The 21,154-nt window shown below is 71.9% G+C and carries 19 protein-coding genes; 11 read left to right on the top strand and 8 right to left on the bottom strand.

Translation table 11 applies throughout. From position 1 onward, the window contains the following. The first annotated feature begins 152 nt into the window (after positions 1–152). The gene (locus ACFY1H_RS29775) at positions 153–818 is read left to right on the top strand and encodes a DUF998 domain-containing protein (RefSeq protein WP_366586172.1); all 666 of its coding nucleotides are present in this window, start codon (positions 153–155) and stop codon (positions 816–818) included. Positions 819–833: 15 nt separating this feature from the next. Here the strand turns inward: ACFY1H_RS29775 and ACFY1H_RS29770 are convergent, their stop codons facing one another. From ACFY1H_RS29770 to ACFY1H_RS29750, 5 genes are all read right to left on the bottom strand, one after another. Continuing rightward, complete coding sequence (locus tag ACFY1H_RS29770) at positions 834–1,226, bottom strand: hypothetical protein (RefSeq protein WP_366586296.1); 393 nt, start codon at positions 1,224–1,226, stop codon at positions 834–836. 420 nt (positions 1,227–1,646) lie between these two features. Further along, on the bottom strand, positions 1,647–3,578 hold the full coding sequence (locus tag ACFY1H_RS29765) for an AMP-binding protein (RefSeq protein WP_386951699.1): 1,932 nt from the start codon (positions 3,576–3,578) through the stop codon (positions 1,647–1,649). A 38-nt stretch (positions 3,579–3,616) separates the two neighbouring features. Then, positions 3,617–4,834, bottom strand: a complete 1,218-nt coding sequence (locus ACFY1H_RS29760; protein ID WP_386951696.1) for an acyl-CoA dehydrogenase family protein — start codon at positions 4,832–4,834, stop codon at positions 3,617–3,619. A 136-nt stretch (positions 4,835–4,970) separates the two neighbouring features. After that, positions 4,971–5,594, bottom strand: a complete 624-nt coding sequence (locus ACFY1H_RS29755) for a TetR/AcrR family transcriptional regulator (protein WP_386951693.1) — start codon at positions 5,592–5,594, stop codon at positions 4,971–4,973. Positions 5,595–5,599: 5 nt separating this feature from the next. Further along, positions 5,600–6,373 (bottom strand): LuxR C-terminal-related transcriptional regulator, encoded by a 774-nt coding sequence (locus tag ACFY1H_RS29750; RefSeq protein WP_386951690.1) that lies wholly within the window; start codon positions 6,371–6,373, stop codon positions 5,600–5,602. 231 nt (positions 6,374–6,604) lie between these two features. Here ACFY1H_RS29750 and fabG point away from each other — a divergent pair, with 231 nt between their 5' ends. The 10 genes from fabG to ACFY1H_RS29700 all read left to right on the top strand — a co-directional run bounded on the left by fabG (position 6,605) and on the right by ACFY1H_RS29700 (position 16,654). Beyond that, on the top strand, positions 6,605–7,366 hold the full coding sequence (fabG, locus tag ACFY1H_RS29745; RefSeq protein ID WP_366586182.1) for a 3-oxoacyl-ACP reductase FabG: 762 nt from the start codon (positions 6,605–6,607) through the stop codon (positions 7,364–7,366). A gap of 5 nt (positions 7,367–7,371) precedes the next feature. Beyond that, positions 7,372–7,824 carry a MaoC family dehydratase gene (locus ACFY1H_RS29740; RefSeq protein WP_366586184.1) on the top strand — a complete coding sequence of 151 codons (453 nt, stop codon included), beginning with the start codon at positions 7,372–7,374 and terminating at the stop codon, positions 7,822–7,824. A gap of 131 nt (positions 7,825–7,955) precedes the next feature. Beyond that, positions 7,956–8,981, top strand: a complete 1,026-nt coding sequence (locus tag ACFY1H_RS29735; RefSeq protein WP_386951687.1) for a phosphotransferase family protein — start codon at positions 7,956–7,958, stop codon at positions 8,979–8,981. A 2-nt stretch (positions 8,982–8,983) separates the two neighbouring features. Further along, positions 8,984–10,207, top strand: coding sequence for an acyl-CoA dehydrogenase family protein (locus ACFY1H_RS29730; RefSeq protein ID WP_386951685.1), 1,224 nt, complete (start codon positions 8,984–8,986; stop codon positions 10,205–10,207). Then, complete coding sequence (locus tag ACFY1H_RS29725) at positions 10,204–11,382, top strand: acyl-CoA dehydrogenase family protein (protein ID WP_366586190.1); 1,179 nt, start codon at positions 10,204–10,206, stop codon at positions 11,380–11,382. The genes ACFY1H_RS29730 and ACFY1H_RS29725 overlap by 4 nt, the downstream gene beginning before the upstream one ends. Continuing rightward, positions 11,379–12,497: an acyl-CoA dehydrogenase family protein gene (locus ACFY1H_RS29720; protein WP_366586192.1), complete on the top strand. Its 1,119-nt coding sequence runs from the start codon at positions 11,379–11,381 to the stop codon at positions 12,495–12,497. The genes ACFY1H_RS29725 and ACFY1H_RS29720 overlap by 4 nt, the downstream gene beginning before the upstream one ends. A gap of 154 nt (positions 12,498–12,651) precedes the next feature. Next, positions 12,652–13,506, top strand: a complete 855-nt coding sequence (locus ACFY1H_RS29715; protein WP_366586194.1) for an alpha/beta hydrolase — start codon at positions 12,652–12,654, stop codon at positions 13,504–13,506. Between the two features lie 502 nt (positions 13,507–14,008). Continuing rightward, the gene (locus tag ACFY1H_RS29710; protein WP_386951681.1) at positions 14,009–15,841 is read left to right on the top strand and encodes an amidase; all 1,833 of its coding nucleotides are present in this window, start codon (positions 14,009–14,011) and stop codon (positions 15,839–15,841) included. Beyond that, a complete protein-coding gene (locus ACFY1H_RS29705; protein WP_386951679.1) occupies positions 15,838–16,038 on the top strand; it encodes a hypothetical protein in 201 nt (66 codons plus the stop codon). The genes ACFY1H_RS29710 and ACFY1H_RS29705 overlap by 4 nt, the downstream gene beginning before the upstream one ends. A 55-nt stretch (positions 16,039–16,093) precedes the next feature. Next, entirely contained in the window at positions 16,094–16,654 is a 561-nt protein-coding gene (locus ACFY1H_RS29700) for a GrpB family protein (RefSeq protein ID WP_386951677.1), read from the top strand. Between the two features lie 1,003 nt (positions 16,655–17,657). Here the strand turns inward: ACFY1H_RS29700 and ACFY1H_RS29695 are convergent. Genes ACFY1H_RS29695 through ACFY1H_RS29685 form a run of 3 tightly spaced genes read right to left on the bottom strand, consistent with a single transcriptional unit; the run spans position 17,658 to position 20,967 of the window. Next, a complete protein-coding gene (locus ACFY1H_RS29695) occupies positions 17,658–18,269 on the bottom strand; it encodes a TetR/AcrR family transcriptional regulator (protein WP_366586202.1) in 612 nt (203 codons plus the stop codon). 54 nt (positions 18,270–18,323) lie between these two features. After that, a complete protein-coding gene (locus tag ACFY1H_RS29690; RefSeq protein WP_366586298.1) occupies positions 18,324–19,298 on the bottom strand; it encodes a phosphotriesterase-related protein in 975 nt (324 codons plus the stop codon). 13 nt (positions 19,299–19,311) lie between these two features. Next, a complete protein-coding gene (locus ACFY1H_RS29685) occupies positions 19,312–20,967 on the bottom strand; it encodes an AMP-binding protein (RefSeq protein WP_386951674.1) in 1,656 nt (551 codons plus the stop codon). Between the last annotated feature and the right edge of the window lie 187 nt (positions 20,968–21,154).

The raw sequence follows: 21,154 nt of genomic DNA, 5'->3' as shown, positions 1-21,154 counted from the left end.
CCCACGTTCGCGGACCTCCCAGGGCCGAGCCGGGAGCAGGGACGCTCCGGCAGCGAACGACCATATCGACGCAAAACGCCCCGGGTAACCTTCGGAAGTACGGGATCATCCACTCACAGCGGGCACATACCCGTCCTGGCTAATCTCGAAGGATGACCGCCCTCGCCGAGGACCGCCGCCCCGCTCTGCTGTCGATCGCCGGCATCGCCGCGTTCGCGATCGGCGCCGCGCTGGTCCTGCTCCTGCAACTGGTGCCGCCCACCGACGAGATCAGCGTGACCAGCCGGACCATCAGCGAGTACGGGCTGTCGGACAACAAGTGGGTGTTCGACCTCGCGGTGGTGCTGGTGGCCGTGGGCTCCGCCGTGACGCTCGCCGTGCTGCGGCTGCAACGGCGGTTGCCCGTGGTCTCGGCCGTGTTCGGTGCACTGTGGACGATCGGCTTGCTCGTGATCGTGGCGTTCCCGAAGACCAACTGGGCCACGGCCACCGGCGGCGCCGCGGGCGGCACGCTGCACCGGGTGGCCAGCGTGGTCGCGTTCGTCTGCCTGCCGCTGGCCATCCTCGTGGCCGCGCGCACGACGTTCCCCCATTCGCCACGCCGCCGGTTCGCCGCGCGGCTGCTCGCCGTGCTGTCGCTGGGCTGGCTGGCGATCATCCTCGGCGCCGTGGCGGTCGCCGCGGTCAACGACGAACGCTGGTGGCTGCTCATCCCGCTCGGCCTGGTCGAACGCGGGATGGCGCTCACGGAGCTGGTCGCGCTGGCGGTGCTGGCGGCGCCGGTGCGCGCGAAGAAACCGGCCGGCGTCCCGAGCTGAGGCCCGGGCCGACGATCAGAACTCGTCGCCCTGCCCGAGCTCGTGTTCGAGCTGGTCGGCGCGGGCCACCAGGGCACGCAACGGCCGGTCCAGCTCGTCCTCGATGTCCAGCGAGGCGAGCGGCACGGCGTGCTTGATCAGCGCCACGCCGTCGACCACGGCCGCCCCGCCGACCCCGGACTCGCCGACGAGCTCCAGCAGCCGGCGCAGGTCCACGCGGTCGGCCCAGCCGACGGGCGAGGACAGCTCGGCCCACGCCACCCCACCGTGGTCGGGCAGCAGGTGAACGGTCGCCTGCTGGCTCCGGCCGTCCTCGGTGGGCAGGCGGAAGCGCAGCCAGCCGTCGTGGTCCTCGAGCACCTCGTACCGCAGGCGCACGAAACTGATCACGTCGTTCCAGATCGTCACGGTCGACACCTCTCGCCCCTCGGCCACGGCGCCAGCTTATCGGTCAGCCGCGCCGCCCCGCCCGGCGCACGCTCCGGGCGAACCGGACGCGCCGCCGGTTGCCGCGGCCGTCGCCAGGAGAGCTTGATCGGCCGACGCCGCCGCAGCGCGCGGACCCAGGCCGCCACCGGCGGGTCGCGCTTCTTCCCCCGGCGATCGGGCGCGCCGCAGCACCGCGGGCAGCCTGGCCCGAGCACCCGGTCGGCCGGTCATACCCAGCGGCCGACCGGGCCTGCGAACGTGGCCCGCAGGTGGGAGTGGACCCCGCTTCAACCGGCCGGACGACCGCCCTCGGCAGCCGCGCCACCCCGCCCGGCGCACGCTCCGGGCGAACCGGACGCGCCGCCGGGAACGGGGTGGCGGCTTCGCGGGACGGGAGGGTCAGCGGGCGGCGGACACCGCCGTCAGCACGGCGTCCAGGGCGCCCGGGTCTTCCATCGCGCTGGTGTCACCGCGCGGGGCGCCCTCGACGAGGACGTCGCGCAGGAGGCGGCGCATGGTTTTGCCCGTGCGGGTCTTGGGCAGGGCCGTGACGGGGTAGACCTTGGCCAGCCGCGCGTAGCCGCCGAGTTCGTCGCCGACGCGGCGGATCAGCTCGGCCGACACGGAGTCGGCGTCGGCGCCGGCCAGGAGGGTGACGAAGGCGATGGGGACGGTGCCCTTGGTCGGGTCGGGCACGCCGACCACGGCGGCCTCGGCGACGCGCTCGTGGGCGGTCACGACGCCCTCGATCTCCATCGTGGAGATGCGGTGCGCGGCGACGTTGATGACGTCGTCGGCGCGGCCGAGCACCCACAGGTGGCCGTCGTCGTCGAGGACGGCTTCGTCCTTGGTGTTGTACTTGCCGGGGTACTGGGTGAAGTACGCCGACAGGTACCGCTCGTGGTCACCCCACACCGTGCGCGCCAGCGTCGGGAACGGGCGGGTGATCACCAGGTTTCCCTTGGTACCGGGGGGAACCGGCTCGCCGTCGTCGTCCACGATCTCGCAGTGGTGGCCGGGCAGCGGGCGCCCGGCGGAGCCCGCCTTCAGCGCGTCGACGCCGGTCACCGGGTAGGTCCAGGTGGAGCCCGTCTCGGTCTGGCCGTAGGCGTTCACGATCGGCACGTCGAGGTGCGCGGTGCCCCAGGTGAACGTCTCGGCGTCGAGCGGCTCGCCCTGCACGGTGATCAGCTTGAGGTGCGGCAACGGGTGCGCGGCGCACAGGTCCTCGCCGAACGAGCGCAGCATCCGCAGCACGGTCGGCGCGGCCAGCACCTGCGTGACCTCGTGGCGTTCGCAGAACTCGTAGAACCGTTCCTTCGTCGGGGTGTCGAGCGCGCCCTCGTAACACGCGATCGTGGTCCCGCACGCCAGCCCGCCGATCACGGCCTGGATCGGGAAGGTCAGCCAGCCGACGTCGGCGGCCACCCAGTACACGTCGCCTTGTTCGAGGCCGGCCTGCCAGTAGGCGTTGGCCCACGTGCCGACCAGGAACCCGGCGACCGAGTGCACCACGCCCTTCGGCGTCGACTCCGTGCCGCTGGTGAAGATCAGGAACGCCGGGTCGTTCGCCTCCAGCGGCACGGCCGGCGTGCCTTCGGGGTGCCGGGCGACGAGGTCGGCGTAGGAGACCTCACCGGCTTCGAGCGGCAGGTCGCGGCCGGTGCGGTCGAGCACCACGACGTGGCCGAGGTCGGGCAGGCCCGGCCGGGCCGTGCGCAGGGTCTCCAGCAGCGGCACGAGCTTCCCGCGCCGGTAGGACGCGTCGGCGACCACCACGGCCTTCGCGCCGGAGACCTTGAGCCGCGCGGCCACGGCGTCCTTGCCGAAGCCGGAGAACAGCACCGTGTAGATCGCGCCGATCCGGTTGCACGCGTGGATGGCCGTGAACGCCTCGACGAGGTTCGGCAGGTAGATCGCGACCACGTCGCCTTTGCCGACGCCCAGCTCCAGCAGCCCCGCCGCCAGCGCCGAGGTCTCGCGGGCGAGCTCGGCGTAGGTCACCGTGCGGGTGTCCCCCGGCTCGCCCTCCCACACCACGGCGGCGCGGTCGGCCGTCGCGGGGTCCTCGGCCCAGCGGTCGACGCAGTTGTCGGCGACGTTGAGCAGCCCGCCCGTGAAGTAGCGGAACTCGGGCAGGTCACCGCTGCGGACCTCGTCCCACGGCCGCATCCACCGCTGCTTGCCCGCGGCCCAGGCCCAGTACTCGTCCGGGTCGCGGTCGTGCAGCGCCCGCGCCTGCGCGATCTCCTCGGCCCGGCTCGCCGAGCGCCACCGGTCCGGAAGTTCCTGCAACGGAACGGAGATCAGCTGTTCCACACTGTCGGCCACGGCACACTCCCTTGTGTGTTCGATCGATCGGCACCTGCTCAGACGGCCAGCCCCAGTGAACGCGCGATCAGCATCCGCTGCACTTCGGACGTGCCCTCGCCGATGGTGAGGATGCGGGCGTCCTGGTGGTGGCGGGTCGCGGCCGTCTCTTCGATGAAGCCGTAGCCTCCCTGCAGCTGGGTCGCCAGGTAGGCGGCCTTGTTCGCGGCTTCCGACGCGACCAGCTTCGCCGTGGCGGCGGCCTCCCTGATCGACAAGCCGTGATCGTACTTCCACGCGCCGTCGTACGTGAGGGTGCGGGCGGTGGCGGCGAGCGCGGCGATGTCCGCGGTCTGGAACGCCACGGCCTGGTGGTGGCCCAGCTGCTTGCCGAACGACGTGCGCTCGGTGACGAAGCGCAGGGTGTCGGCCAGGCAGCCGCGGGCGAGCCCGGCGCTCATCGCGGCGATCGGCAGCCGCGCCCAGGTGAGGAACTCCAGCGCGTCGCGGTAACCGCGGCCCGGTTCGGACAGCAGCGCGTCGCCCGGCACGCGGACGTCGTCGAAGAACAGCGGGTGCGTGTCGGAGGAGCGCCAGCCCAGCTTCGGGTACCCCTTGCCGACGGTGACGCCCGGCGCGTCGAGCGGCACGAGGAACGCCGAGACCGGCGGCCGGCCGCGCTCGTCCTCGCCGACCGCGGCGAGCAGGATCACGTAGCGCGAGAACGGGGTGCCGGAGTTCGTGATGAACTGCTTGGCGCCGTTGATGATCCAGCCGTCGCCGTCCTGGCGCGCGACGGTGCTGATGTTGCCGGCGTCCGACCCGCCCGACGGCTCGGTGAGGCCGATGGAGACGAACGTCTCGCCGGTGGCGGCCGAGGGCAGGATCTCGCGGCACAGCTCGGGCCGGTCCTGGGCCAAATGGGCCAGCAGCGCGGCACAGATCGCCTGGACGTGCACGGTGACCGCCAGCGAAGAGTCCACTGTGGCCAGTTCCTCGATCGTCAGGCAGAGCGTGCGCAGGTCGGCGCCGGCGCCGCCGAACTCGGCCGGCACCATCAGGCCGAAGACCCCGAGCCGCCCCGCCGCGCGGACCAGGTCCGCGTCGAACTTCGACTCGATGCTGCGCCGGGAGGCCTCGGGCGCCACCACTTCGGCGGTGAACTCCCGCACGGTGTCGCGCCACTGCAGGTGCTCGGGGGTGAAGGCCCAGGGCAGCTCGTACCCGTGGTCGGCGAGCTGGCCACCCCGCACGGAGTTCGTGGTGGTCGCGGTCATTCGGCATCACCTGTTCTCGGGGGTCCCCGCCTCGGGGCGGCGGGAGCACGGGATCGTCGGGCCCAGCCGGGGACTGGGCCATCCGGACCAACGGTAGGTGCGGCGCGGTCGCGCGGATACCCACGAGTGGGGGTGGTCAGCCGCCCGTGCCGAGGAACGGCGCGACGAGCAGTTCGGCCAGCTCGTCCGCCAGCTCCGCGGGACCCACCTCACCGGCCGGGTCGTACCAATCGGGCAGGTAGGCCAGCGTGCCGTACGCGATTTCCAGGCACAGCCGCGCTTTCCGCGGGTCCGTGCCGAGCTCCAGCGCCGTTTCCTCGAACACCGTCGCGTGCTCGCGCCGCAGACTCAGGACGGCTTCCTGCAGCGCGGGCACGCTCACCCGCGCCTTGAAGAACAGCGGGACGTACTCGGGGTAGTCGCGGACCTCGATCAGCACCTGTTCGCGGAACAGCCGCCGCAGCCGTTCCCGCGGCTCGGGTTCGGCCTCGACGATCGCGCGCAGCCGGGCGGACACGTCGGCCGCCGACTGGCGCAGGCAGCGCAGGAAGAGCTCTTCCTTCGACGAGACGTAGTAGTACAGGCTGGCGCCGCGCAGGTCCAGCTCGGCCGCGATGAGGTCGAAGTTCGCGCCTTCGTAGCCGTGGAGGGCGAACACCCGCGCCGCGGCGCGTTCGAGCCGCGCCACCCGTTCGGCCCGCTTGCGCTCGGCCCGGGTCACCGGTGCTTCTCCGGACCCGCCGGCCGTCACGCTCCCCACCGCGGTCACGGTAGCAAGCCGGCCATCCGCGCGCGGTAGACGGCTTCGCCGCGGGTGTGACTGTCCAATTTGGCCATCGCGCTCTTCAGGTACGACTTCACGGTCTGCACGGTGAGGCCGAGCCGCCGGGCGACGTCCACGTTGGCGTGGCCCATCGCGACGGCCGTGAGCACGTCCAGCTCACGCGGCGAGAGCCGGATCGGCAGGTCGTCCTCCGCCGGTTTCCCGGACAGGCTCGCGCCCAGCTCACGGAGCCGCCGACGCACCTCGGGGTCGGTGACGGCGGCCGCGATGTCCTCGAGCTCGGCGGCGATGTCACCGGCCGAACGCCGCGGCGGGCTCGGCGGTTCTTCCACGGCAGAGCGCTTCACGAGGTCGACCGCCCGGTCGATCAGGCCCTCACCGAACTCCACCGACGTGCGCGCCGCGCCGTACACGACGTCGCGCACCACCCCGTCGGTCTTCACGGGCACGGCGAACATCGCACTCAGGCCCTCCCCCGCCACGGCGCCGTCGAACCGGTGCGTGATGCCCTTGGCCGCCACGTAGTCCCGGACGAACACCGGCCGCTCCAGCGCGATGCACCGGCCGCCGACCCCCTCGCCCCGGGGAATGACCAGGTTGCGCAGCAAATCGGTGCGCGCCCCGTCGAACCGGTCGAGCACGAACGTGCCCGTGCCCCGGTCCACCCGCGCGGCGAACGCGACGTCCACGGGCTCGAGCGCCCGGACGGCGCGAAGCACCCCGTCGACGCGGGCTCGCGGTGTCGCCGTCGACATCCGCGCCTCCTTCCGCCACGTGCTGAGACCCAGGTCACTTTACGCAGGGGGTCCTGGAATTTCTAGTCGAGCCTTGAAATCCGGAGGCCGGGAACCCCGCCCCGACCGGGCGAAAATGAGGCCGGTCACAGTGGCCTGCCGAAGGGCCCCCGGGTATCTTCGCCTAAGCAATCGCTTAGCCGGGCAGAGTGCGTGCCCGATCGCTGTTTCTCAACGATGAGGAGGGTCCTCGTGACCGATTCCCCCGCCCGGGTTGCCATCGTGACGGGAGCCGGCCGCGGCATCGGTGCCGCCGTCGCTCGGCGCCTCGCCGCCGACGGGTTCGCCGTCGGCCTGCTGGACCTCGACGAGTCCGCGGTGAAGGCCGGGGCCGAGGCGATCGTGGCCGAGGGTGGCCGGGCCGTCGGCGTCTCGCTGGACGTCAGCGACGCCGACCAGGTCGAGGCCGCCGTCACCCGTGTCGCCGAGGAGCTCGGCGCGCCGACCGTGCTGGTCAACAACGCCGGCATCACGCGCGACAACCTGCTGTTCAAGATGACCGAGAACGACTGGGACTCGGTGCTCGGCGTGCACCTCAAGGGCTCGTTCCTCATGACGCGTGCCGTGCAGAAGTACCAGACGCAGGAGAAGTGGGGCCGGATCGTGAACCTGTCCAGCACTTCGGCGCTGGGCAACCGCGGCCAGGTCAACTACTCCGCTGCCAAGGCCGGCATGCAGGGCTTCACGAAGACCCTCGCCATTGAGCTGGGCAAGTTCGGCGTCACCGCGAACGCGATCGCGCCGGGCTTCATCGCCACGGACATGACCGCGGCCACGGCCGAGCGCCTCGGCATGGACTTCGAGGACTTCAAGAAGGCGGCGGCGTCGCAGATCCCCGTGCAGCGCGTGGGCACGCCGGACGACATCGCGAACGTGACCTCGTTCCTGGTGAGCGAGGGCGCGGGCTTCGTCTCGGGCCAGGTCATCTACGTCGCCGGCGGACCGAAGGACTGATGGCCATGCGCGTGTTCACGAACGTCGACGAGTTCGCCGCCGCGGCGGGCGAGCACCTCGGCGAGAGCGAGTGGCTCACCGTCACGCAGGAGCGGGTGCAGCAGTTCGCCGACGCCACCGACGACCACCAGTGGATCCACCTCGACACCGAGAAGGCCGCGGCGGGACCGTTCGGCACCACGATCGCCCACGGGTTCCTCACGCTATCGCTGCTGCCGCACTTCGGCTCGCAGGTCTACCGCGTCGACGGCCTGAAGATGGGCATCAACTACGGCCTCAACAAGGTGCGGTTCCCGCAGCCGGTGAAGGTCGGGGCGAAGGTGCGCGGCAGCGCGGACCTGCTCGAGGTGACAGACGTGCCCGGTGGCAAGCAGGCTGTGGTGCGGTGGACCGTCGAGATCGACGGCGAGGCCAAGCCGGCCTGCGTCGCCGAGTTCGTCGCCCGCATGATCGCCTGAACCACCCACGACACCGCCCGACAACCCGCCTGACCACGCGAAAGGCACCCGGCCCGGGGACACCCGGGCCGGTGGCTGTACGACATACCGACTAGTCGGTAGCGTGGCCCGGTGACCCCCGAGGAGGCCCGATGACCCCGTCCGACCCGCCAGGACTCGACCTGGCCCGCCTGCGCGCCTACCTCGACGAGCAGCGGCCCGGCCTGGTCACCGGCGAGCTGACCGCCGAGGTGGTGCAGGGCGGCCGCTCGAACCTCACCTACATCGTGGGCGACGGCACGCACCGCTGGGTCGTCCGCCGGCCGCCGCTCGGGCACGTGCTGCCGACGGCGCACGACATGGCGCGCGAGTTCAAGGTGATCTCCGGCCTGGCCGGCACGGCGGTCCCGGTGCCGGGCACCGTCGTGCTGTGCCAGGACGCCGACGTGCTCGGCGCGCAGTTCTACGTGATGGAGTTCGTGGCCGGCACGCCGTACCGCACCGATTCCGAGCTCGAGAAGCTGGGCACCGAGCGCACGCGCGAGATCGGGTTCCGGCTCGTGGACACGCTCGTCGACCTGCACGCCGTGGACCCGCAAGCGGTGGGGCTCGGCGACTTCGGCCGGCCCGACGGCTTCCTCGAACGCCAGCTGCGGCGCTGGAAGAAGCAGCTCGACGGCTCCCGCAGCCGCGAGCTGCCCGGCGCCGACGAGCTGCACGACAGCCTCGCCGCGAAGCTGCCGACGTCGGGCCCGGCCACGATCGTGCACGGCGACTACCGGCTCGACAACGTGCTCGTGGACGGCGACGACCGCATCACCGCGGTGCTCGACTGGGAGATGTCCACCCTCGGCGACCCGCTCACCGACCTCGCGCTGATGGTGGCCTACGCCGAGCGCGACAAGGTGTCGCTGCAGATGGTGTCCAACGCGAGCTCGGCGCCGGGCTACCCGAGCCCCGACGAGGTCGTCGCCCGCTACGCCGAGCGCTCCGGCCGCGACGTGTCGGCGCTCAACTGGTACGTGAGCTTCGCGTTCTTCAAGCTCGCAGTGATCCTGGAAGGCATCTACTTCCGCTACAGCAAGGGCCAGACCGTCGGGTCCGGGTTCGAGGGCATCGGCGACGCCGTGGCCCCGCTCGTCTCGCACGGCTACGAGACGCTCAAAGAGGAGAAGTAGTCATGGATTTCGCGTTCGACGCGCGCACCGAGGAGCTGCGCGGGCAGCTGCTCGAGTTCATGGATTCGCACGTCTACCCCGCTGAACCGGTCTTCGAGGAGCAGCTCGCCGAGCGCGAGAACCCCTGGTCGTCGGTGCCGGTGGTGGAGGAGCTCAAGGCCGAGGCGCGCAAGCGCGGCCTGTGGAACTTCTTCCTGCCCGGTGCGGACGGCGCGGGCCTGACCAACCTGCAGTACGCGCCGCTGGCCGAGATCACCGGCCGCAGCCCCCGGCTCGCGCCGACCGCGGTCAACTGCGCCGCGCCGGACACCGGGAACATGGAAGTGCTGCACATGTTCGGCAGCGAGCAGCAGAAGAAGCAGTGGCTGCAGCCGCTGCTCGACGGCGAGATCTGCTCCGCGTTCGCGATGACCGAGCCCGACGTGGCCTCGTCCGACGCGCGCAACATCGCCACCAGCATCCGCCGCGACGGCGACGAGTACGTGGTCAACGGCCGCAAGTGGTTCATCTCCGGCGCGATGAACCCGAACTGCAAGATCATGATCGTGATGGGCAAGACCGATCCGGACGCCCAGCCGCACCAGCAGCAGAGCATGATCCTGGTGCCGCGCGACGCCGCGGGCGTGACCATCAAGCGCGGCATGCACGTGTTCGGCTACACCGACGGCGACCACGGCGGTCACGCCGAGGTCCTGTTCGAGGACGTGCGCGTGCCGGCCGAGAACCTGATCGCCAACGAGGGCGCCGGGTTCGCGATCGCCCAGGCCCGCCTGGGCCCCGGCCGCATCCACCACTGCATGCGCGCGATCGGCATGGCCGAGCGGGCGCTGGAGCTCATGTGCCGCCGCACGCTTTCGCGCGAGACGTTCGGCAAGCCGATCGCCGAGTCGGGCGTGGTGCAGGACTGGATCGCCGAGTCGCGCGTGCGCATCGAGCAGCAGCGGCTGCTGGTGCTCAAGACCGCGTGGCTGATGGACACCGTGGGCAACCAGGGCGCGCACACCGAGATCCAGGCCATCAAGATCTCCACCCCGATCACGGTGGAGTGGATCCTGGACAAGGCCGTGCAGGCGCACGGTGCCGGTGGCGTGAGCCAGGACTTCCCGCTGGCCGAGCTGTGGGCGGGCGTGCGCACGCTGCGCCTGGCCGACGGCCCGGACGAGGTGCACAAGCGCTCGCTGGCGCGGCGTGAGCTCAAGAAGTACCGGGCGGAGGCCGGCCGATGACCCCCGACGACCTCCAGGCCCAGGTGGCCGGGTTCCTGGCCGCGCACGACCCGAAGACCACCGACCGGCTCGAGTTCCTGCGCGCCCGCTACGACGCGGGCCTGGCGTGGGTGCACTTCCCCGAGGGCCTGGGCGGCCAGGGCGCGCCGCGCGCGCTGCAGCCGGTGGTCGACCGCGCGTTCGCCGCGGCCGGCGCGCCGGACAACGACCCGCGCCGCATCGGCATCGGCCTCGGCATGGCCGCGCCGACGATCCTCGCGTTCGGCACCGACGAGCAGCGCAGCCGCTACCTGCGTCCACTGTGGACGGGCGAGGAGGTGTGGTGCCAGCTGTTCAGCGAACCGGGAGCCGGCTCCGACCTCGCCGCGCTGGCCACGCGCGCGGTGCGCGACGGCGACGACTGGGTCGTGACCGGGCAGAAGGTGTGGACCTCGGGTGCGCACAACTCGCAGTGGGCCATCCTCGTCACGCGCACCGACCCGGACGTGCCGAAGCACCAGGGCATGACGTACTTCCTGTGCGACATGACCGCGCCCGGCGTCGAGGTGCGGCCGCTGCGCCAGATCACCGGCGAGGCCGAGTTCAACGAGGTGTTCCTCACCGGCGTGCGGATCCCGGACACCCAGCGGCTCGGCGCCGTCGGCGAGGGCTGGAAGGTCGCGCAGACCACGCTGATGAACGAGCGCGTGGCCATCGGCGGCAACGCGCTGCCGCGTGAAGGCGGCCTGATCGGCATGGTCGCGAAGACCTGGCGCGAGCGGCCCGAGCTGCGCACGCCGGAGCTGCGCGACCGGCTCGTGCAGCACTGGGTGGAGGCCGAGTCGTTGCGGCTGGCCGCTTCCCGGCTGCGCCAGCAGCTCACGGCCGGTGCGCCGGGGCCGGAGGGCTCCGCGATGAAGGTGGCGTTCTCCGAGCTGAACCAGAAGCTCACCGGGCTGGAGATCGAGCTGCTCGGCGAAGAGGGCCTGCGCTACGACGACTGGACGCTGCGGCGGCCGGAGAAGGTCGACTTCCTCGGGCGCGAGGCGGGTTACCGCTACCTGCGCGCGAAGGGCAACTCGATCGAGGGCGGGACCTCGGAGGTCCTGCGCAACATCATCTCCGAACGCGTGCTGGGGCTGCCGTCCGAGCCGCGGGTGGACAAGGACGTCGCCTGGAAGGACCTGCCGCGATGAGCGAGCTGCCCACCCCGGACCTGCTGTACTCCGACGTCGAGGAGGACCTGCGCGCGTCGGTGCGCGACCTGCTCACCGACCGGGCCTCACCCGCGGCGCTGCTGGCGCGGGTGGAGACCTCGGAGCCCTACGACCTGAAGCTGTGGAAGACGCTCGCCGCCGACCTCGGCGCGGCCGGGCTGATGGTGCCCGAGGAGCTCGGCGGGCACGGCGCTTCGGCGCGGGAGACGGCCGTGGTGCTCGAAGAGCTGGGCCGCAGTGTGGCGCCGGTGCCGTTCCTCGGCAGTGCGGTGCTGGCGACGTCGGCGCTGCTGGCCGCGGGCGGTGATGTCGCCGCCGAGCTGCTCCCCCGGCTCGCCGCCGGTGAGCTGACGGGTGCGCTGGCCGTGCCGCTGTCGACCGCGCCGGGTGCGGCGTTCCCGGCGACCGTGTCCGTGAACGGTGACGGGACGCTGAGCGGGCGGGCCGGCACGGTCGTCGACGCGTCCGTGGCCGAGCTGCTCGTGGTGCCCGCGACCGGGCCCGACGGGCCGGGGCTGTACGCGGTGGAGGCCTCGGCGGCCCAGGTGACCGAGCTGGTGTCGCTGGACCTCACGCGGCGCGTGGCCGACGTCGAGCTGACCGACGCCGCGGCGCGGCTGGTCGTGAGCGGCGCGGCCGCGGAGGCGGCGCTGGACACCGCGCTGACCACGGCGGCGGGGCTGCTCGCGTCGGAGCAGACGGGGCTCACGGAGTGGGCGCTGACGACCACCGTCACCTACCTCAAGGGCCGCTACCAGTTCGGGCGCCCGGTCGGCGGGTTCCAGTCGCTCAAGCACCGGCTGGCGAACCTGTACACCGACCTGGTGAACGCGCGCGCGACGGCGCGGTACGCGGCCGACGCGCTCGCCGGCGGCTTCGACGTGCCGATCGCGGTGGCCGTGGCGCAGGCGCGCGTCGCGCCGATCGCGGTGCACGCCGTGGAGGAAGCGATCCAGCTGCACGGCGGGATCGGCATGACGTGGGAGCACCCCGCGCACCTGTTCCTCAAGCGCGCCAAGAGCGACGAGCTCGCGTTCGGCACGCCGGGCCGGCACCGCGCGCGGCTGGCGGATCTCGTGGACCTGCCTGCCTGACGTCGTTTTCCGGGCCCCGCCCGCCGTTTCGGCTGGCGGGGCCCGCGCCCGTGGTGGACACTGTGGACGGTGGTGCCCGGCACGTACGAACAGGCGGCAAGAGTGCACTTTTTCCTGTGGTGGCCGGAAGCTTCGGCTTCCTAGCCTGGTGATCATGGTCCCGGGCACCGAGCAGCTGACGATCACCGTCGGCACCCACCGGCACAGCGCGCTCGCTGCCGGCCCCGAGTCCGGGGAGCTCGTCCTGTTGCTGCACGGATGGGCGGAGTTCGCCGATTCGTGGACCACGGAACTCGCGGCGCTGGGCGCGGCCGGCTACCGCGCCGTCGCGGTCGACCAGCGCGGCTACGCCTCGGGCGCGCGGCCGCTCGACGTCGACCAGTACTCCGTGCGCCACCTCATCACCGACGTGATCGCCTTCGCCGCGGCGCTGGGGTCCGACCGCTTCCACCTCGTCGCGCACGACTGGGGCGGCATGGTCGGCTGGGCGTTCGCGAGCGCGCACCCCGACCAGTTGCGTTCGCTGACGATCCTGACCACCCCGCACCCCGCCGCGCTGCACCGCGCCGCCACCGACGACACGCGCCAGTTCCGCGACCTCGGCTACGTCCGCTTCTTCCGCCACCTCGACGGCCGCGCCGAGGCCTCCCTCCTCGCTGACGACGCCGCCGAACTACGCGCCGCGTACGGCGACCGTGTGCCCGCCGACCTGGTCGAACGCAACATCACGCGCCTGACCGAGCCGGGCGCTTTGACGGCCACGCTCAACTGGTACCGCGGCCCGGCCGCCAGCGAGTTCGACATCCCCGCCGGGCGCATCTCCGTGCCGACGCTGTACCTGTGGGGCAGCGAAGACCCGTACCTGGGCCGGACGGCCGCCGAGCTGACCCGCTCGTACGTCGACGGCGAGTACGAGTTCGAGGTGGTGGAGGGGGCCAGTCACTGGCTGCCGGAGGAGGCCGGGGAGTTCATCGTGCCGCGGCTGCTGGACCACTTGAAACGGTACTAGCTCACCTCACAACCCGATCGCACCCAGTCACCTTCGGCGAGGCACCGCAGCCGGCTGAGCGGCAGGTCGAAGGCCTGTTGGCCGACGACTGGTGAAGTCGGCCTGCGGGTTTTGCGAACGGTGCACGGACGCCGATCCCGCCAGCGTGGCAGGCCTGGCCGGCCAGTGTCGGCAGGCCCTGGCCGGCCGAGCGGTCAGGGGGCCGGCGATGCCGAAGGTCGCGGGTGGTGGAACGGGTCGTCGCGGGAGCGACCGGGGACACTCAGCGCGGGAACCGGTCGGCGCTGACGAGGACCTGCACGTTGCCGCCGAAGGCACGGTGTTTGCCCGAGCAGGCCGGACCTCACGGCACCACAGTCCGGTGTGTCTGAACACGAAATGTGCTCGCAATACACGAAAACTCGCCCGCAACCAGGGGGTCCTAGCGTCTCGCCTGCCCTTCCCCACCGGTTCAGAAGCGAGGCAGTACGTGGCACAACCAGGAAGACTCACGCGGAGATCCGTGCTCGGCGGCGCAGGCGCGGCGGTCGCCGGCGGCACCCTTTCCCTCACGCTGGGAGCGGCGCCGGCGAGTGCGGCGCCGGCCGGCGGGCCGGCGTTGCCGTCGGTGAGCCAGATTCCCCACCGTGGCCGGCTCGTGGACTACGAGATCACCGAGCTCGCCGCGCTGCTGCGCGCGGGGCGCACGTCCAGCGTGGAGATCACCCAGGCCTACCTCAGCCGGATCTCGAAGCTCAACGGTCCCTTCGAGGTCTACGGCGACAACGGCGCGTACAACGCGTTCGTGCGCGTCGACACCGCCGGCGCGCTGGCCGCCGCGCGAGCCGCCGACCAGCGGATCTCCACCTGGCGCCGGCACGGTGGCGACCTGTCGCCGCTGTGCGGGATCCCCATGGGCATCAAGGACTCCGTGGGCATCAAAGGCCTGAACGCGCAGGACGGCAGCCCGGCGTTCACCGGCAACAAGGCGCTGCAGGACGCCACGGTCGTCGCGCGCCTGCGGGCGGCCGGCGTGGTGCTGCTGGGCAACACCATCTGCTCGGCCTTCTCCGGTTCGATCACCGGCACGTTCGCGGGCAACGCGTGGAGCCCGTCGCACGTGCCGGGCGGGTCGAGCCAGGGCTCGGGGGTCGCGCCCGTCGCGCGGCTGGCCGCGGCCTGCATCGGCGAGGAGACGGGCGGCAGCATCATCATGCCGTCGGCCGCGAACGGCGCCAGCGGGATCAAGCCGTCGCTGGGCACGGTGTCGATCGCGGGGCTCATGCCGCTTTCGCCGGGCTACGACGTGCTCGGCCCGATCTCCCGCAGCGCCCGCGACTCGGCGCTCATCCTGAGCACGATCCTCGGCCCGGACGCGGTGAACGACCCGCAGACGCTCTCGGCACCCCTGCCGTTCCCGGCGATCCCGTCGTCGCCGCGGCCCGGGCGGGCTCCGTTGCGGGGCTTGACGATCGGCATCCCGCAGACGGACTGGATGAACGTGGGCGGCACCATCAAGACCGGCGTCAGCCCGCAGGACACCTACGGCGCGGAGCACCTGAAGGCGTTCAACCGGCTGGTGAGCCAGCTGAAGAGCCTGGGCGCGCAGGTGAAGGAGTTCCCCGGTCTGGACATGACCGACCCCGCGCAGAACCCGTACTTCGCGTCGGCGGACGTGCTGGCGACGGTGGACGGCTCGCCGGTGTCGCCGTCGGCCGCGGTGGTGAACGCGAACCGCTACGAGGTCCGGTTCGTCGCGGCGGTGGCGGACTTCTGTGCGAGCGGCATCCCGACGGCCGACGCCGTCGCCACCCTGACCAGCCAGTACGGCCGGCGCGCCCCCGGCGAGGCGGCGGCGAGCTTCGCCAGCGCCGACCGCTTCAACGGCGGCATCCCCGCCTCCGTCCGCTACGAGGGCGAACAGCGGCGGCGCCGGCTCATCGCCAACTACACCAAGGCTTTGGAGGACGCCGGCGTCGACTTCATGCTCGTCCTGGCCCTGGGCGACGTGATCGGCCAGCGTGCCGGCGGTGGCCCCGGCTTCCCGGTGTACCGCGCGTACTACCAGGTGCCGAACGCGCTGGGCTGGCCCATGGTGAGCTTCCCCGTCGGCTACACCGCGGGCCTGCCGATCTCGGCCCAGTTCTGGGGACCGCGCTTCGCGGAGCCCGCCCTGGTCCAGTCCATGGTCGACTACCAGGCCCACTTCCCCGAGTACCACACCGCGGCCCCGCCGGACCCGGTCTTCGGGACCCTCACCCCGAAGCTCGCGCCGCGCGCCCTCGCCCCGGCGGCCGAGGACCCGACCAACGACCCGATCCTGGGCGAGGAAGCGATCCGGAGGGCACTCTCGTGAGCGTCACCGAACCCACCCGGTTCCTGACCGTGGACTTCTCGACCCCGGTGGACATCGGGTTCCTCCCGCAGCACGCGGAGACCCCCGTCGTGCCGCCGCTGACGATCGGCTGGGCGCCCCGGCTGGGCACGACCTACCTGCCCTTCGACCCGGCGGATGAAACAGTGCCGACCGACCGGACGCCACCTCGCCCGTGAAACCCCCGGCGGGCACCGACGGAAACTGTCGGTGCCCGCCGGTAGCGTGCCGGCTGTGAGTGAACCTCCGGCCTGGGCGTACGAGAAACCGCACGTCACCGCACCCGACCCCGCGTGGCCGGCGCGCGGTGCCGAGCTGTGCGCGCGGCTGGCTGTGGTGCTGCAGCCGTGGCTGGTCGACGGAGTGGAGCACGTCGGGTCCACGTCGGTGCCCGGGTTGGCGGCCAAGCCGGTGGTGGACGTGATGGCTTCGGTTTCGGACATCGACGTGGTGGTCACTTCCGCCGGCGCGGCTCTCGCGGCCGACGGCTGGGCCTACGTCCCGCCTTCGCTGGACGTCGCCTCACCGTGGCGGCGCTTCTTCGTCCTGCCCGACGCCACCGGCGAGCACCGAGTGGCCCACCTCCACGTCCTCCCGGCCGGCCACCCGCGCTGGCACGCCCAACGCACCTTCCGCGACGCCCTGCGCGCCGACCCGGCCCTGGCCGCGGAGTACGCCGCCCTGAAACACCGCCTCACCACCGAAACCACCGACCGCGAGGCCTACACCGCCGGCAAAACGGCCTTCGTCACCCGCGTCCTCACACACCACGGGGTGATTCTGCCGACGGAGTGAAGTGCCCACAGCGCGACGGACGTCGGCAGCAGGCCCGCTGACGTGACCCATCGTCGCCGACGATGTCCGTCGCGGACGCCGGCCGCAACCCCGGCGGCAACGGACCCGGCCAGGGCGGCAGCCGGCCCGGCACCAGCGGGTTCGGTTGCGGCGGACTCGGCGGCAACCGCCCAGCCACAGCCAACCCGGCAACAGCGATCTCGGCGGCAACCGGCCCGACCGCAGCCAACCCCGCAACAACCAGCTCGCCGGCAACCCGCCCGACCGCAGCCAACTCGGTGGCACTCGGCGCGACCGCAGTGTCGGCCCGGCAACAGCCAACTCACCAACAGCCGGCGCGACCGCAATGCCGGCCCGGCAACAGCCAACTCACCAACAGCCGGCGCGACCGCAATGCCGGCCCGGCAACAGCGAACTCGGCGGCAACCCGCCCAGCCACAGCCAACCCCGCAACAGCGATCTCGGCGGCAACCGGCCCGACCGCAGCCAACCCCGCAACAACCAGCTCGCCGGCAACCCGCCCGACCGCAGCCAACTCGGTAGCACTCGGCGCGACCGCCGTGTCGGCCCGGCAACAGCCAACTCGCCAACAGCCGGCGCGACCGCAATGCCGGCCCGGCAACAGCGAACTCGGCGGCAACCCGCCCAGCCACAGCCAACCCCGCAACAACCAACTCGCCGGCAACCCGCCCGACCGCAGCCAACTCGGTAGCACTCGACGCGACCGCAATGCCGGCCTGGCAACAGCCAACTCACCAGCGACCGGCGCCGCGGCAGTCGGCCTGGCGGCGGGCAGGGCGAAGTCGTCGCCGGCCGAAGGATCCGCAGTGCGCGGGACTCCGGCACAGCACCTTCGTGGTGGACGTGCTCGAACCCGGCACAGCGCGAGATCGCGCCGGTTTCCGAATTCAGTGGTGCGATCGGCCCCCGGCCGATCCGACCGCTGAATTCGGAAGCCGGCTCCAAGGCGATCTCGCACGCCTCGGTGGAGCCGAGGCAGAAACTACGGCCGGAGCATTGACAGCAGCAGGTCCGCGAATTGGTCGCCGACCTCGCGCGCCGACAGGGAGCCGCCGCGGCGGTACCACGTGCCGAGGTGGTGGACCGAGCCGAAGAAGAAGTCCACGACCAGGTCGGCGGGCTTGTCGGCGCGGAACTCGCCGGAGGCCTGGCCTTCTTCGATCAGGCGGCGGAACCGTTCGTGGTACTTGCGGCGTTCGGCGCGCACGGCTTTGCGCTTGTCGGCGCTGAGCTGGTGCATGGACTGCAGGAAGATGGTGTTGTCGTCGAGGTTGTCGATGCTGCTGACGACCACGTCGGACGCGGCGGCGGCCAGCCGTTCGCGCAGGGGCGCCGCGCTGGAGGCGACGCGTTCGAGCTGGGAGGTCTGCTCGCGCAGCACGCGGGCGTAGATCTCGTAGAGCAGGTCGTCCTTGGAGCCGAAGTAGTGGTACATGGCGCCCTTGGTGACGCCCGCGGCCTCGACGATCTCCTGCACCGATGTGCGGTCGAAGCCCTTTTTCGCGAAGAGCTTCGTCGCGTGCTGAAGCAGGCGGCGAGGCACCGCGGGCGACTCGTCGGAGACGACGGCCTTGCGCGTGCCGGCCCGGGTCATCGCCACACCCCCTCCGGGAACTCAGAGAACAGCCAGCCTACCGGCCGTGGCCGGTCAGTACGCGCCGCCGTGGTCGAGCAGGCGGCGCGGGTTGTCGACGAGCATCGTGGTGAGGTCGGCTTCGCTCACGCCGCGTTCGCGCAGGGCGGGCAGCACGTCGTTGGTGATGTGGAGGTAGTGCCAGTTGGGCAGCACGGCCTCACGCACCGGTGCCTCGAGCCAGTCGAAGTAACACGACGCGTCGTGCGAGAGCACCATGCTGCGCGCGTACCCGCGCTCACACATCGCCGCGACCGTCGCCACCCGCTGCTCGAACGGCAGATACACGTCCACGCCGAAGCGGTCCATACCCAGCAGCGAACCGCGGTCGGCCAAGGCCGTGAGGTAGTCCAGGTCGGCCGAGTCGCCACTGTGCCCGATCAGCACCCGGGCCAGGTCCACGCCCTCGGACTCGAACACGTCCTGCTGCTCCAGCCCCCGCCGCGTACCCGCGTGCGTGTGGGTCATGATCGGCACACCCGTGGCCCGGTGCGCCTTCGCGACCGCGCGCAGCACCCGCTCCACACCAGGCGTCACGCCCGGCTCATCGGTGGCGCACTTGAGCACTCCGGCCTTCACACCCGTCCCGGCGATGCCCTCGGTGATGTCGCCGACGAACATCGCGACCAGCGGATCGTCACCACCGAGCATCGTGCCCGGCCCGCGCAGCGAAAGGTAGTGCGGCAACTCGTTGTAGGTGTAGAGCCCGGTCGCCACGACGATCTGCAGCCCCACCTCGGCCGCGACCTTCTGCACCCGCGGCACGTAACGCCCGAGCCCGATCACGGTCGGATCCACGATCGTGTCGATCCCCGCGTCCTTGAGCGCCTGCAGCTTCGCGATCGCCTCCGGGACGTGCACGGACTCGTCGAACCCGTCGTGCTCCGGATAGTTCGCCACGAACTCGGGACTCAGCACGAAAATGTGCTCGTGCATCAGCACCTTGCCCAGCGCCGCCGGCTCCACCGCACCACGGACCGTCTCGACCACCGTCACGTCCTCCCTAACCTCGGGCGCGCAGCTCGCGCCTCAGGATCTTCCCGCTCGTGGTCTTCGGCAGCTCGGCGAGCACCTCGACCGATCGGGGGTACTTGTAGGCGGCCAGCCGCTCCCGGCAGTAGGCCACGAGCTCGTCCGGATCGGGCGTCGCGCCCGGCGCCACGCTCACGTACGCCTTCACCGTCTCGCCGCGGTACTCGTCCGGCACGCCCACCACGGCCGCCTCCCGGACGCCGGGGTGCGTGTACAGCACGTCCTCGACCTCGCGCGGCCACACCTTGAACCCGGAGGCGTTGATCATGTCCTTCTTGCGGTCCACGACGTAGACCCAGCCGCGTTCGTCCATGAACCCGATATCGCCGGTCAGCAGCCGCCCGCCCGGCAGCGCCTCGGCTGTGGCGTCGGGCCGGTTCCAGTAGCCGGGCACGACCATGGGCCCTTCGACGGCGATCTCGCCCGCCTCGCCGAACGGCAGCTCCGTGCCGTCGTCGGCGAGGATCCGCACGATCACGCCCGGCACCGGCAGCCCGATCGACAACGTGCCCGAAGCCGGGTCGACCGGCGCCTCGACACCGCTGGGCACCACGACGCAGCCGGCCGTGGTCTCGGTGAGGCCGTAGCCGTTGTGGATGTACTGGCCGAACCGGTCGCGGAACGCGTTGACCACCGCCGGGGGCAGCGCCGCGCCGCCGGAGTACAGCGCGTCGAACGAGGCGAAGTGCTGCGGGGTGACGTCCGGGTGCGCCATCAGCGCCATGTACGCCGTCGACGGGCCGACCATGTACGCGGGCTTGTGCTCCAGCAGCGCGCCGAGCACCACGCCGGCTTCGAAGCGGTACGCGAGCGCCAGCGTGCCGGCGATCTCGATGGCGTAGGCGACCTCGCACACCATCCCGGTGATGTGGAACAGCGGCGCGAGCGCGAACACCGTCGCCCCCGGCTCGACGCGGCCGGCGCCGGCGAGGATCGCGGCGTTGGTGCCGAGGTTGCCGTGGGTGTTGGTGGCGCCCTTGGGTTTTCCGCTCGTGCCGGAGGTGTAGCTGATCAGCGCGACGTCGTCGAGGCCGAACGCCGGGTCGGGCGGCGGGTCACCGGGCGTCGAGCGCAGGACGCCGAGCAGGTCGGCCGCACCGGGCGTCGCCTCGCGGCGCACCTTGCCGAGCACGCGCTCGTCGTCGCGGGTCTGGAGGTCGAGCTCGCTCGTGGTCACGGCGATCGTCACGGAGCTGTCCGGTACGAGGGCGCCGATGTAGTCGTGCCAAGCGGTTTGCGAGCAGACGAGCGCTTTCACGCCGGCGTCGGTGAGCACGTGGCCCAGCTCGCCCGCGCGGTACATCGGGTTGACCGGCACCACGATCCCGCCGGCCTTCCACGCGCCGAGCAGGGCGATCACGAACTGGGGGATGTTCTGCAGCACCAGCGCGAGCCGCTCACCGCGGCCGAACCCGGACGCGGTGAGGTGGCAGGCGAAGGCGTCGGAGAGCTCGTCGAGTTCGCGGTAGGAGATCCGGGCGTCGAAGTAGGCCAGCGCCGTGGTCTCCGGCGCCTGCGCGACGGTGCGGCGGAACGTGACCAGCGGCGTGGTCGGCGTGAACTCGCTCGCGGCGGCGCGCTGCTCGTCGTAGCTCGCGAGCCAGGGCTTCGCGTCGTACCAGCTCATCCCGCGCCCTCCCTTGGACACCGACCAGTCGGTATGGCGACGCTAGAGACCGCGCGGGCTGCGCGTCAACCCCGCGCACCCGGAACGGGCACACCGGCGGGCACGGCCGGGCAGCCGACGCTCGAAGCACCCCAATGTGGCGTTCGGTGCACTCAACGCACCGAAGGCGAAGTCTTATTTGGTTGCA

The sequence above is a fragment of the Amycolatopsis sp. NPDC001319 genome (assembly GCF_042896185.1).
Taxonomy (GTDB): Bacteria; Actinomycetota; Actinomycetes; order Mycobacteriales; family Pseudonocardiaceae; genus Amycolatopsis.
The sequence above is the reverse complement of the archived record's forward strand: the minus strand, read 5'-3'. Positions and strand labels throughout refer to the sequence as shown.